This window comes from Mycoplana azooxidifex (assembly GCF_014196765.1).
GTDB lineage: Bacteria > Pseudomonadota > Alphaproteobacteria > Rhizobiales > Rhizobiaceae > Mycoplana > Mycoplana azooxidifex.
In genome coordinates, this window is sequence record NZ_JACIEE010000011.1 from 1 (window position 1) to 12,666 (window position 12,666).

Here is a 12,666-nt window from a genome sequence, read left to right on the forward strand (position 1 = left end):
CAATCTCTTGACTAAACTCTGATCAGAAAACCATACTCAGAGGTGGCTCACTTCTCGGTGGAAAAACCGGCTCAGTTCTGCGCGGAAACCAACAAGCAAGGCAGCAATCCTTCCGGGAAGAACTCAGATTTGAACGCTATAGCATCGGTCTCCTACGGCGTCACTATGGACGCCTTGGGCGTCCGGCAAATTTTTGAATCCTTGAAACCCTTATATTCTCGGGTCATCCGCTCGCCACCGCATTGCCGGTAGGCGCACTACATGCGAAATCACAGGGCATGATAGCTCCGCCGAATGTCCTCCGGGCAGCACGAGAATTGGTCGGTTTGAAACAGGCCGAGGCAGCCGACGCGGCCGGTATTTCAAGGCGCACGATTCAGCGGCTAGAGTCCGGTGAACGATTCAATACAGGCACCTCGATTACACTGCAGACCTTCTACGAGACCAAGGGCATCGAGTTCGTGCGTCCAGCCAACGGCAAGGGCTGGGGCGTGTTAGACAATACGAGCGCATAGAACGAATGATGCTGCTGGCAGCAGTATAGCTCGTGATACTTCTGTCCCAGGGAGATCGCACGGGCGCGCCACCTCCGAAATCATCACTGACGATCCCGCAGTCAATGAGGACCTCCGTTTCATTTTCGACTGAGCGCAACGGCTCGGAGCCGGACCGGATGTTCCGACTGTTGAGAAACGCTTCTGGAAGTCGTGCCCGGCTTGCCGATCACATCGGAAGTAGGCCGGAACCTAGCGGCCTCCGGCGGCTTGCAGTGCTCTGGCACGTTCGGCTAGGTTGTCGAACTGCATCGACAGAACCGCCGCCGGCGCTGCAGGCACAATTGTTGCGGACGCCGTAACCGCCAGAACTGGAGGTGCCGTTCCATAGGTTGAATCCGATCACTGTAGATGTGTAGCAAAGGCAAAGCTTCGGTGTTAAAGAGCGATTTTGGCACTAACGCAATGAGCAAACAGCGTCAAAATATCATTTATTTTCATAAACTTGCGTCATTATTTCTTGAGAAGAATCGAGAAATGTGCGATAGTCAGATTACGGTACAGGCAGGGATGCCGATGACCGTGAAGGGTTATGGGCGACAGCGCGTGCACGATTGATGCACGCATCAATCTACCTCTATTTGAAACTACCTCTTCGCGCATTCGTTTCCGCGCTTTGATTCTGGGGGCTTTCTGCCCCCAGACCCCCGAGGATATTTGCAGAAGGGTTATAGCCAGGCGCTCGACGCTACTCCTCAGCAATTCCCACTGGAGGCAGTCGAGCGGCCTCTCTGTTGATCCGTCGGTGGCTACAAAACTGCGACAGGGGGATCAGGCATGAACAACACCGACGTCTGGGTCCGCGAGGGCGCCTACGGCACCGAGGACGACCCGCAGGCGGTCTCCACCTGGCGCCGTCAGGACAACACGCTGACCTTCCCGCGCATCCAGGGCACCGATACCGTCGGCCACGTCGTGGCAGTCGGAGACGGCGTCGACCCGTCCCGCATCGGCGAGCGCGTCATGGTCGATTTCTCGATCTACAATCGCGACGACGACAGCCTTGCCGACATCGACTACATGGGCCACGGCCGTGACGGCGGCTATGCCGAATACATGGCGCTGCCGGCCGAAAACGCCCATGTCGTCGCGACCGATCTTACCGACATCGAGCTCGCCACCTTCTGCTGCGCCTACCTGACCGGCGAACGCATGCTCGAAAGGGCAAGGCTTGCCGCCGGCGAGCGCGTTCTCGTCACCGGCGCCTCCGGCGGCGTCGGCTCGGCCATCATCCAGCTTGCCCGCGCTCGCGGCGCCGTCCCGATCGCCGTCACCGCGCCGGGCAAGGAAGCCGCCCTGCTCGAGATCGGCGCGCAGGCCGTCGTGACCCGTGGCGAAGGCGATTTCGTCGAGGCGGTCGCCAGGGCGGCCGGCGGAGAGCCGATCGACGTGGTCGCCGACCTGGTGGCAGGCCCGATGTTCAACGATCTGCTGAAGATCCTGCGCCCCGAGGGACGCTACACGACGGCGGGCGCGATCGGCGGCCCGGTCGTTCGGCTCGACCTGAGAACCATGTACCTGAAGCAGCTCGAACTGCACGGCTCCAGCCAGGGCAGCCGCGCAGACTTCCGCCGGCTCGTCGGCTATATCGAGGACAGGAAGATCCGCCCCCTCGTCGGCGGCGTCTACCCGCTCTCCGACTTCCATCGCGCCCAGACCGATTTCATGGCAAAGAACTTCGTCGGCAAGCTGGTGGTCACCCCGGACTAAAACACGCCGCGATCCTTCAGATTCGCTCCTAACTTCCCCGATAAGTCGAGTACCCATAGGCCGAGAGCAGCAGCGGCACATGGTAGTGGCTCGACGGATCGGCGATGCCGAAGCGCAGGGGGATGACGTCGAGGAAGGCGGGATCGGGCAGGTCCGCCCCGGTTTCCCTCAGGTAGTCGCCGGCATGGAATACCAGTTCGTAGGTCCCGGCCATGAAGCCCACGCCCTCGACCAGCGGGGCATCGACCCGTCCGTCGGCATTGGTCTTCACCGTGGTGATCCACTGCCGATCGCCATGCTCCAGCCAGAAGAGATCGATCGTCAGGCCCGCGGCCGGCTTGCCGAGGGCGGTGTCAAGCACATGCGTCGTCAGTCGTCCGGGCTTGGTCATGCGCGCAGTTCCGCCTGTTCGATGATGAAGGGTTCGTCGTAGAAGAATTCCTCGAGATTGTTGCCGGCGCCGCTCCTATCGACGACGAGGAAGTCGCTGGTCGCGCCGACCGTCATCAGCGGGTGATGCCAGACGTTGCGGCGATAGTTGACGCCCTGCCGGCCGCCCGCGAGGAAGACCTGCGGCAGGCCCGGACGGCCACCCTCGTCGTCCGCGACGATCACCAGCCAGGGCCGGTCGTCGATCGGCGAGAAGCTCTGGCTGCCGAAGGGATGGCGTTCCATCATGGTGACGGCATAGGGAAAGGCGCGCGGGCTGCCGCGAAAGATGTTGATGACGACGCGCGCCTCCAGGCCCGTCGCCTCGGCCTCTGCGAGCGCATGATAGCGCTCGGTATTGCCGCCGTTGATCAGGCGCATGGCCGCGGGGTCGGCCTCGATGACGCTGCCGAAGGGGGCGAACGCCGCCGTCGTCAGCGGCCGGACCCAAAGGACAGCCGGCCCGCCGCCGGTCTGGCGAGGCTCAGGCATTGCCGTCTCCCGGCAGGAGCGCGCCGAGCCGCAGCAGCGCGATCCGCTCCACCTGCGCCTTAGCCGTCTCCAACTCCTGTATCCGGTTGTTTTCGATGCGCGTCTCGAAGGCCCTGAGGATGTCGTCCTTCGTCAGCCCCTTCACGGCGATGATGAAGGGAAAGCCGAATTTTTCCACGTAAGCCGCATTCAGCGCGGTAAAGCGCGCATGTTCCTCCGCGCTCAGCCGGTCGAGCCCCGCGCCGGCCTGCTCCTTGCGGCTGTCCTCGGTCAGTTCGCCGGCGATCGCCAATCTGCCGGCGAGATCCGGATGGGCCCGCAGCACGCCGAGTTGCTCGTCGGCGGACGCCGCGCGGAACTGTGCCGCCATGGCCTCGTGCAGGCCGGCCGCCGTCAGCGGCACTTCGATCTCGGCGGCGTCGTAGGCACGCTCGGCGATGAAGGGCGAGTGCTCGAAGACCCCGCCGAAGCGGGCGATGAAATCCGCGCGCGTCAAGGCTGGCCCGCCTTCGGTTTGTGATATTCGTGCCAGTGGCGGGCGATGTCGATGCGGCGCGGCACCCAGACCTTGTCGTGCGACATCACGTAGTCGACGAAGCGGGCAAGGGCTGCCGCCCGGCCCGGACGGCCGACGAGGCGGCAGTGCAGCCCGACGTTCAGCATCTTCGCGCTCCCCTGCCTGCCCTCCTCGTAGAGCACGTCGAAGGCGTCCTTCAGGTAGGTGAAGAACTGGTCGCCGGAATTGAAGCCCTGCGGCGTGGCAAAGCGCATGTCGTTGGTCTCCAGCGTATAGGGGATGATCAGGAACGGCTCGTCCTTCACCCCTCTCACCCAGAACGGCAGGTCGTCGGCATAGCTGTCGGACGAGTAGACGAAGCCGCCTTCCTCCATCACCAGCCGCAGCGTGTTCATCGACGGCTTGCCCTGGTACATGCCGAGCGGATGCGAGCCCGTCAGTTCGGTATGCAGCCGCACGGCATCGCGGATGTGCTGGCGTTCGACCTCTTCGGAAAAATCCTTGTACTCCAGCCAGCGGTAGCCATGGCTGGCGATCTCCCAGTTCGCTTCCTTCATGGCCGCGACCGCTTCCGGGTTTCGCGCCATCGCCAGCGTCACGCCGTAGACGGTGACCGGCACGTTACGGCTGGTGAACAGCCGCCACAGCCGCCAGAAGCCGGCGCGCGAGCCGTATTCGTAGATCGATTCCATGTTGAGGTTACGCTGGCCCGGCCAGGACTGTGCGCCGACGATCTCCGACAGCAGGTTTTCGGAGGCCGGATCGCCGTCGAGCACGCAGCTCTCGCCGCCCTCCTCGTAGTTGACGACGAACTGCACGGCGATGCGCGCATCCCCCGGCCACTGCGGGTCGGGCGGCGTGCGGCCGTAGCCGACGAGATCGCGCGGATAGGGCTTTTCAGTCATGGTTCCACCTTGAGACTTTTGGGCGACGGTAGCATCCGCGGCAGGAAAGTCGAGGCGGAAAGCGGCATTTCCACGATGCCGGCGATGGAACAAGAGCGTGACCGGCGCGTTGATTTTCCGGAAACAAGAAAGGGAGAAGACACGATGATTCCACAGGATGCAAACATCAAGGAAACCGAAGCCCTGATCGCCAGCGACAAGGTCGAAGGCACCGCGGTCTACGGCGCTGACGGCAAGCACATCGGCTCGATCGAACGGCTGATTCTCGACAAGCGCAACGGCCACGTTTCGTATGCCGTGCTCAGCTTCGGCGGTTTCCTTGGCATCGGTAACGACCACTATCCACTGCCCTGGGGCAAGCTGAACTATGACGAAAGCCTGAACGGCTATCGCATCGACGTGACCAAGGAACAGGTCGAGGCCGCGCCGCATTACGAGAGCGAGGCGGAATACGAATGGGATCGCCGCAACGGCAAGGTGATCCACGACTACTACGGCGTTCCGCCCTACTGGATGTAACGCCTAGGTGAGATCCCGGCGCGCAGCCTCCAGATGCGCGCCGATGGAAAACGACGGCGGTAGCTCCCCTGCGCTACCGCCGTCGATCTGTCTCATGACCGCGCGCGCAAGTTCGTGCGCGATCCCGAAGCTGATCTTGAAGCCCCCACCGAGAACCGCGACGGACGGAAAGTCCGGATGCAGACCGGCCACCGGATCCCGCCCGATGGCCTTGGGCCGCAACCCCGCCCAACGCTCCACCAGCGACGCCTCGCGCAGCACCGGCGCAAGGCGCAACGCCCTTTCGATCACATCTTCCAGCAATCCGTCGGTGGAATCGGCGTCCTCGAACGCATCTTCGCTCGTGCTGCCGACCGCACAATATCCGCCGTCGTGCGGCACGACATAGATGCCGTTGTCGAACAGGATCGGCAGATCGGGATCGAGTGTGGTCCTGAACAGCGCCGCCTGCCCCTTGACTGCCACGCCGAGCGGCCGTGGCAGCTCGCGCGGTTCCAGTGCCGTCAGCAGGTCGAAGCCTGCGACGCCTGCGCAAACCATCACATGACCGAACGCGATGTCTGCGCCGTCAGCGCAGCGCGCAACCCCTGCGACCGGGTCGAGGCGGACGATATCGACACCCTCTGCGACCCGCACCTGCGGCATCGCCTCGAGCGCGGCACGCAGAAGGGCCAGCAGGCCGCGCGGCGACACCCGTGCTGCAAGGCTGTCGAGCACGACCCCGTTTGCCGTAGCCTCCCCTGCCGGCCAGCCTGCCGCCGGAGAACGATCGGAAACCTCGTAGGAAAACGCCCTTCCCGAAACATCCCAGGCCGCCGCGGCATCGCGCGAATGCTTCAGCGCGCGCTCGCGATGGTGGGGCTCGGCCAGGGGGATGACGCGCCCGCAGCGACGATACCCGGCCGAAAGGCCGGTCGTGGCTTCGAGCTCCGCAATCTCGCCTTCGAGCGAAACCAGCGCTTCGAGCTGAAACTGCTTCTTGGTGTTCCAGCGGTCCGGCAGATGCGGCATCAGCGCGCCCAGCAGGCCGCCGCTGGCGCCGGCGCCGACCCTTTGCCGTTCGACGACCAGGACCGAGAGCCCGGCGCGCGCAGCCATCAAGGCCGCCCACAGCCCCATGACGCCCGCCCCGGTGACCAGCACGTCGGGGCGCGGTTGACCGGCACCGCTGAGGCGACTATCGACTGGCGGCATGGCTGACAATGCTCCTGAAAACGCCACAGCGGCGAACGGATTGCCCCCCGATCTGGCCCCTGATCTCGCCCTGGACTGGCACGAGGGCGATATGCCCTATTCGCAGGCCTATGGCGATCACTTTTATTGTCGCACTGACGGCCGGCTGGAATGCGGTCACGTCTTCCTCGACGGCAACGGCCTGCCTTCTCGATGGTCGGACGGCATCGACTTCGCCATCGGCGAACTCGGCTTCGGCACCGGCCTCAATCTCTGCGAAACCTGGCGTCAATGGCGCTCCGCCCGCACCGATGGCGGCACGCTGCACTTCGTCTCTTTCGAGCGCTTCCCGTTGCCGCGGGCGGCGATCGACCGCGCACTCTCCCATTGGCCACAGATCGCTCGCGAGCGCGAAGCGCTGTCGGGCTGCTGGCCGGAGGCGCCGGAAGGCCATGACGCGATCGGGCTGGACCTGGACGAACAGACCCGTCTCACCGTCGTCTGCGGCCCCGCGCTCGAAGGACTTCAGGGTTGTGGCCTCTCCTTCGACGCCTGGTATCTCGATGGCTTCGCCCCTTCGCGCAACCCCGACATGTGGTCGGCGGAACTCATCCGGCAGGTTTTCGACCACACCAGCCCCGGCGGTACGTTTGCGACCTATGCGGCTGCGGGGTTCGTGCGGCGCAATCTCGCCAGTGCCGGCTTTGCCGTGGAGCGGCGCCCCGGCTTTGCCGGAAAGCGCGAGATGTTGTGCGGCCGGCGCCCCTGAAACCGGCCCGATCCGGCGCAAACGCGCGCGGTCAATGAAGCGTGGAGCGGCGGCCAGCGGAAAACGCGGCCATGTCCATCCAGCGCCCGAGCATTTCCTCCAGCCGATCCGTGCTGATCGGTTTCGTCAGATAGTCGTCCATCCCCGATGCCAGGCAGCTCTCCCGGTCGCCGTCGAGCACATGCGCGGTCACCGCGACGATGGGCACGCGGTCCTGCGTCCCCGCCTCCAGATCGCGGATCGCCCGCGCCGCCTGGTGGCCGTTCATCACCGGCATCGACACGTCCATCAGGATCACCCGCGGCTTCAGCCGCTGGTAGGCCTGCACGGCTTCCTCGCCGTTGGCCACCACCTCGTAGCCGATCCCCAATCCCTCCAGCAACTGCCGGAAGACCAGCTGGTTGACCTCGTTGTCCTCTGCGACGAGCACGTCGACATTCCCTTCTCCGGCGGCCGCAGCCGCAGGCGATGGCTGCCGGATGCTGACGACGATGCCGCCGTCGGTCTCTGGCCCAGCTTGCCCGGATGCGCGGCGCCGTGCTGTGCGCACCACCTCGCACACCGCCTCGCGCAACAGCCCGGCCCGCACCGGCTTCATCAGGTGCGCCTCGGCCTCGAACGCGTCCAGCACGCCCTGCGGCGAGGCGCCGCTAAACGTGGAAACGGCGATCAGCGCCGTCTCGGGGAATTCCTTGCGGATGGCCTCGATCAGGGTCCGGCCGTTGCCGTCGCGGATGTTGCGGTCGACGATCACCGCCTCCACCATGATGTCGATCGCGCTGGCTGCCGAAAGCAGCGCGAGCGCTTCCTCGGCATTGGCCACCGCGGTGACGTCGAAGCCCCACTCCGACAGGAGTTCGCGCGCGACGGAGCGCGTGGCGTCGCTGCGGTCGGCGACGAGGATCCTCGCCCCGCGCAGGTTGACGGGCACGGCCGTGTTCGATGCCGAGAGCTGGTCGATCTCGAACGGCAGGGTCACGGTGAAGACTGACCCCTGGCCGACCGTGCTAGCCACCGACAGCGAGCCGCCGAAAAGCGTCACCAGGCCATGAGTGATCGCCAGGCCCAGGCCGGTGCCCTCGTGGCGGCGGGTGGACGAAGAATCGACCTGCGAGAACTTCTCGAACACCGAGGCGAGCTTGTCTTCCGGAATGCCCGTGCCGGTATCTTCCACCGTCAGGGTGATGTCGATCCTGCCGCCTTCGGCCTCCTGCGCGGCCATGTCGATGCGGACGTGCCCGCGATCGGTGAACTTCACCGCATTGCCGACGAGGTTCGTCACGATCTGGCGGAAGCGCCCGGCGTCGCCGAGCAAGGCCGCAGGCATTTCCGCCGCACCCCGGACCACGAGCTCGATATCCTTTTCGGCCGCCTTCGCCGCCAGCAGCGTCGCCACGTCCTCCACCGCCTCCAGCGGGTTGAACGGCGCCTTGCGCAGGCTCATCTGGCCCGCATCGATCCTGGAGAAGTCGAGCACGTCGTTGATGATCGTTAGAAGCGCGTTGCCCGACTTCACCATGATGTCGATGAAGGTCTTCTGGCGCGTGTCGAGGTGCGATTTCGCCAGCAACTCGGCCATGCCGAGCACTCCGTTCATCGGCGTGCGGATCTCGTGGCTCATATTGGCCAGGAACTCGGACTTCGCCTTGTCAGCCGTCTCCGCCCTGACCACGAGACGGCGCAGTTCCTCCTCGCGCTCCTTCAGCTGGGTGATGTCGGAGAAGACGAAGACGATGCGGCCGTGCTCGGTGGGCCGCGCCTCCATCTGCAGCCAGCTGCCCCTGCCGCTCACAAGCGTGATCGAGGCCCTCTGGTCGCGCAGCAGCGTATCACGGAAGTCCTCGACCGAGACGCGCTGGTCGCCGGAAAACCCGAAGATTCCGCGTTCGCGGCAATCGGCGACGATGTCGGCCACGAGTGCGCCGGGCCGGAGGAGATCGGGAGAAATGTCGACCATCGACAGCAGTGCCTCGTTGGCGAGTTCGACGCGGTCCTTGTCGATGATCAGCAGGCCCTGGCCCATCGCCGCCATGGCGTCCTTGACGAGGCTTCCGACCTCTTCGAGCGCGCTACGCGTCTCCAGCACCTCGCGCTCGTGTTCGCGCCGCTCGGTGATGTCGATGTAGGTCAGCAGGCTGCGCCCGCCCGATATCGGCTGCCCGGATTCGATCAGCGTGCGGCCGTTCGCATAGCCGACCTCGCGCGTCGGAAACCCGCCGTCCCGCACCCGGCAGAGCCAAGCCTGGTGATCGGTGTCGCAGACGCCGGCCTTGGTCCCGATCGTCTCGCCCTGCTCCTTCTTGAACCGCAGCAGCGCGCCGAAGGGCTTGCCGGTCAGCGCCGGCAGCGCGCCGTCCCACAGGCTTTCGAAGGCGCTGTTGACCAGCTCGATCGTCGAGCTCTCGTCGACCACGACGATGCCGACATGGAGCGAGGCGACGATGCTCTCCAGGTCAGACTTGATCTCCTCTGCCTGCCGGCGCGCCTCGATCAGTTGTTCCTCGCGCCGCTTCAGCATCGAGGTGTCTGTGATGGAGCCGATCAGATATTTGTGGTTGTCGGCAGAGATTACCCGGTAGCTGCGCGCGATCGTCGGGATGACCTGGCCACCCTCCCGGTGGAACTCGGCTTCCACCTCCACCAGTGCGCCGTCGTCCAGCACGCTCTGGTTCTGGGCGTGGAACTCCTTGCCCTGGTCGGGGAACATTTCATGCGTGGTCTTGCCAATGACATCGGCGGCCGCAAGCCCGGTCAGTTCGAGGAAGGCCCGGTTGGCGAACACCAGCCGCTGCTTCTCGTCGCGCACGAAGGTCGCCACCGGCAATTCGTCGAGCAGCGCACGGTAGAGCCCGATCTCCTGCCCCTGCTGGCGCAGCCGGCCCTCGTTCTCCTTCATGGCGGTGACGTCAGAGCGCAGCGCCACGAGCGTGCCGTCGGGGCGACGCTGGGTGACGAGCCGCATCCAGCCGCCCGCAACCGTGCGGCTGACGCGCTCGAACAAAGGCAGTTCGTATTCATCGAGCCGCTGCCGGATCCAGTCTTCCCTGGCACCGTCCCCCTCGTCATCTTCCCCGTCCGGCGCCTCGACCTCGTACAGCGCCTCCAGCAGCGCGCGCACGGTGACGTCCGCGTCGCCAACCTCGCCCAGAAGCGCCGTGTAGAAGGCGCGCATCACCTGGTTGGCGTGGGTCAGCTGGCCGGACCGATCGTAGATCGCAACCCCCGTCCCGATCGCATCCAGCAGGTCCTCCGCCGAGGCGGTGCCTGCGTCTTCCCTCGGCGGCTCGACTGAGACCTTCGGGAGCGCGGCGACACCAGCCGTCTCGGGCACACCGGAAAAGGCGATGCCCGCTCCCTGCGCCAGCACGTCGAGCCGGTTGGCAAGCGATTCCGTCGCCGGCAGGAAAGTGCCGACCACGATCGACAGCTCCGGCGACAGCTTCTGTCGCCGCATCGATATGACGAATGAGGAGGCGCTGGCCCCGTGATGATAGCGGGCCGTCTCGTCGCTTCCGAAAACAAGGCAGCGGCGCTCGTGCTCGTGCCTGTCCTCGTGGCCGTCGCACTCGTCGATCTCCTCGCCGCTGCGGCCGACGACCTCGTTCTTCGACAAGCCGAAGAGCTCGCAGAAGGCGTCGTTGACGGCGAGATAGCGCATCTCGCTGCCCTTGATGTAGGCCGGCGATTTCTGCGCCCGAATCGCGTCGCGGGCGGCAAGCAAAAGATCGTCTCGTATGTCAGCCACGCCGGCGCTTTCCAAGTGTGGGCAGAAGGAACTCTCCCTCCAGCGAGTAGCACGAAGGATTTGAACAGATGGTTAAGAATCGGTTGCTTGCGCCGTGGGGTTGCATCGCCACAGCCGCAAATTGCCGAAACTTTGTGCACCTGCCCGCAAGGCGCGGCATGTCGCAAATCGCCCGTCGTCCGGGCCGTTTCTGTGGCAGGATCAGCAGCATAGAGAACGGCAATCGGGACGGATCATGGGCGACGTCGTAAACCTGGGCTTGAACCACGCACATCAGGCCGCAGAAGGGCCCGTCGAACGCCGCCGGCGCTCGGGGGGACGCGGAGCCGAGAGGCAAAGAACCGCATCGGCCGGATCGCGGTATCTCAACCTGCGAAACACGATGGCCTCGTCGAGCGTCCTTTCGGACGACGCCGTGGAGGCCATCCACCAGGCCTCGCTGACGATCCTTGAAGAGATCGGCATGGACGTCATCCTGCCCGAAGCGCGCGAGCGGATGAAGGCGGCGGGCGCCGACGTCACCCCCGGCACCGATCGCGTGCGCTTCGACCGCGGGCTCATCATGGACATGGTGGCACAGGCGCCGTCGGGCTTTACGATGCATGCCCGCAACCCGATGCGCAACGTCGAGATCGGCGGTGACAATCTCGTGTTCGCACAGATTGCCTCGGCTCCCTTCGTCGCCGACCGCGAGGGCGGCCGGCGCACCGGCAACCAGGAGGATTTCCGCAAGCTCGTCAAGCTCGCCCAGTCCTACGATGTGATCCACACCACCGGCGGCTATCCCGTCGAGCCCGTCGACCTGCATGCCTCGGTCCGCCACCTCGACTGCCTGTCGGACCTCGTGAAGCTCACCGACAAGGTGTTCCACGTCTATTCGCTCGGCCGCCAGCGCAATCTCGACGGCATAGAGATCGCCCGTATCGGCCGCGGCATCTCCATGGAACAGATGGAGCGCGAACCCTCGCTCTTCACCATCATCAACACGTCGTCGCCGCTCAGGCTCGACGGCCCGATGCTGCAGGGCATCATCGAGATGTCCTCGCGCAACCAGGTCGTCGTCATAACACCGTTCACGCTCGCCGGCGCGATGGCGCCGGTCACGGTCGCAGGCGCGCTCACCCAGCAGAACGCCGAGGCGCTGGCCGGCATCGCCTTCACCCAGATGGTGCGCAAGGGCGCACCGGTGATGTATGGCGGCTTTACCTCGAACGTCGACATGAAATCGGGCGCGCCCGCCTTCGGGACCCCGGAATACATGAAGGCCGTGATCGCCGGCGGCCAGTTGGCGCGCCGCTACAACATTCCCTATCGCACCTCCAACACCAACGCCTCCAACACGCTGGACGCGCAGGCCGCCTACGAATCGGCGTTTTCGCTCTGGGCACTGACGCAGGGCGGCGGCAACTTCATCATGCATTCCGCCGGCTGGAGCGAGGGCGGGCTTACGGCGTCGTTCGAGAAGTTCATCCTCGACGTCGACATGCTGCAGATGGTGGCGGAGTTGCTCACGCCCCTCGACACCAGCCCCGATGCGCTGGGGCTCGATGCGGTGCGCGACGTCGGACCGGGCGGGCACTTCTTCGGCACGCCCCATACGCTCGCACGTTACGAGACCGCCTTCTATTCCCCGATCCTGTCGGACTGGCGTAACTTCGAGACCTGGTCGGAGGCCGGCCGGCCTACCACCTACGACCATGCCAACCGCGTGTTCAAGGAGAAGCTGAACACCTACGAGCGTCCCGCGATCGATCCGGCGGTCGAGGAAGAACTCGACGCCTTCGTGGCAAGGCGCAAGGAGGAAGGCGGCGTGCCGACGGATTTCTAAACCGCGCCGTGACCGTCCGTTCGCC

The 12,666-nt window shown here is 65.0% G+C and carries 10 protein-coding genes and 1 pseudogene; 5 read left to right on the forward strand and 6 right to left on the reverse strand.

Annotated features, from left to right (window positions below; genetic code table 11):
• Window positions 1–278 precede the first annotated feature (278 nt).
• Window positions 279–515: a helix-turn-helix transcriptional regulator gene (locus GGQ64_RS22615; RefSeq protein WP_281380579.1), complete on the forward strand. Its 237-nt coding sequence runs from the start codon at window positions 279–281 to the stop codon at window positions 513–515.
• A gap of 813 nt (window positions 516–1,328) precedes the next feature.
• Window positions 1,329–2,264: pseudogene (locus tag GGQ64_RS22620) on the forward strand (alcohol dehydrogenase family protein); the annotation flags it as partial.
• A 28-nt stretch (window positions 2,265–2,292) separates the two neighbouring features.
• Here the strand turns inward: GGQ64_RS22620 and uraH are convergent.
• From uraH to puuE, 4 genes are read right to left on the reverse strand one after another with little or no spacing between them, the layout of a single operon-like run.
• Window positions 2,293–2,655, reverse strand: a complete 363-nt coding sequence (uraH, locus tag GGQ64_RS22625) for a hydroxyisourate hydrolase (RefSeq protein ID WP_183807614.1) — start codon at window positions 2,653–2,655, stop codon at window positions 2,293–2,295.
• Window positions 2,652–3,185, reverse strand: coding sequence for an ureidoglycolate lyase (locus GGQ64_RS22630; RefSeq protein WP_183807615.1), 534 nt, complete (start codon window positions 3,183–3,185; stop codon window positions 2,652–2,654). Before GGQ64_RS22630 ends, uraH begins: the two co-directional genes overlap by 4 nt.
• Entirely contained in the window at window positions 3,178–3,681 is a 504-nt protein-coding gene (gene uraD / locus GGQ64_RS22635) for a 2-oxo-4-hydroxy-4-carboxy-5-ureidoimidazoline decarboxylase (protein WP_183807616.1), read from the reverse strand. Before uraD ends, GGQ64_RS22630 begins: the two co-directional genes overlap by 8 nt.
• A complete protein-coding gene (puuE, locus tag GGQ64_RS22640; protein ID WP_183807617.1) occupies window positions 3,678–4,607 on the reverse strand; it encodes an allantoinase PuuE in 930 nt (309 codons plus the stop codon). The genes uraD and puuE overlap by 4 nt, the downstream gene beginning before the upstream one ends.
• Before the next feature lie 144 nt (window positions 4,608–4,751).
• On the opposite strand from puuE, the gene GGQ64_RS22645 reads away from it, so the two are divergent.
• Window positions 4,752–5,126 carry a PRC-barrel domain-containing protein gene (locus GGQ64_RS22645; protein WP_183807618.1) on the forward strand — a complete coding sequence of 125 codons (375 nt, stop codon included), beginning with the start codon at window positions 4,752–4,754 and terminating at the stop codon, window positions 5,124–5,126.
• Between the two features lie 3 nt (window positions 5,127–5,129).
• Here GGQ64_RS22645 and GGQ64_RS22650 read toward each other — a convergent pair whose 3' ends face one another.
• Window positions 5,130–6,320: an NAD(P)/FAD-dependent oxidoreductase gene (locus GGQ64_RS22650; protein WP_183807749.1), complete on the reverse strand. Its 1,191-nt coding sequence runs from the start codon at window positions 6,318–6,320 to the stop codon at window positions 5,130–5,132.
• Here GGQ64_RS22650 and mnmC2 point away from each other — a divergent pair.
• Window positions 6,319–7,068, forward strand: coding sequence for a tRNA (5-methylaminomethyl-2-thiouridine)(34)-methyltransferase MnmC2 (gene mnmC2 / locus GGQ64_RS22655; RefSeq protein ID WP_183807619.1), 750 nt, complete (start codon window positions 6,319–6,321; stop codon window positions 7,066–7,068). The two genes, GGQ64_RS22650 and mnmC2, sit on opposite strands and share 2 nt — an antisense overlap.
• Before the next feature lie 31 nt (window positions 7,069–7,099).
• On the opposite strand, the gene GGQ64_RS22660 is transcribed toward mnmC2, so the two are convergent.
• Window positions 7,100–10,813, reverse strand: a complete 3,714-nt coding sequence (locus tag GGQ64_RS22660; protein ID WP_183807620.1) for a PAS-domain containing protein — start codon at window positions 10,811–10,813, stop codon at window positions 7,100–7,102.
• Between the two features lie 235 nt (window positions 10,814–11,048).
• On the opposite strand from GGQ64_RS22660, the gene GGQ64_RS22665 reads away from it, so the two are divergent.
• The gene (locus GGQ64_RS22665) at window positions 11,049–12,641 is read left to right on the forward strand and encodes a trimethylamine methyltransferase family protein (RefSeq protein ID WP_183807621.1); all 1,593 of its coding nucleotides are present in this window, start codon (window positions 11,049–11,051) and stop codon (window positions 12,639–12,641) included.
• Window positions 12,642–12,666 lie beyond the last annotated feature (25 nt).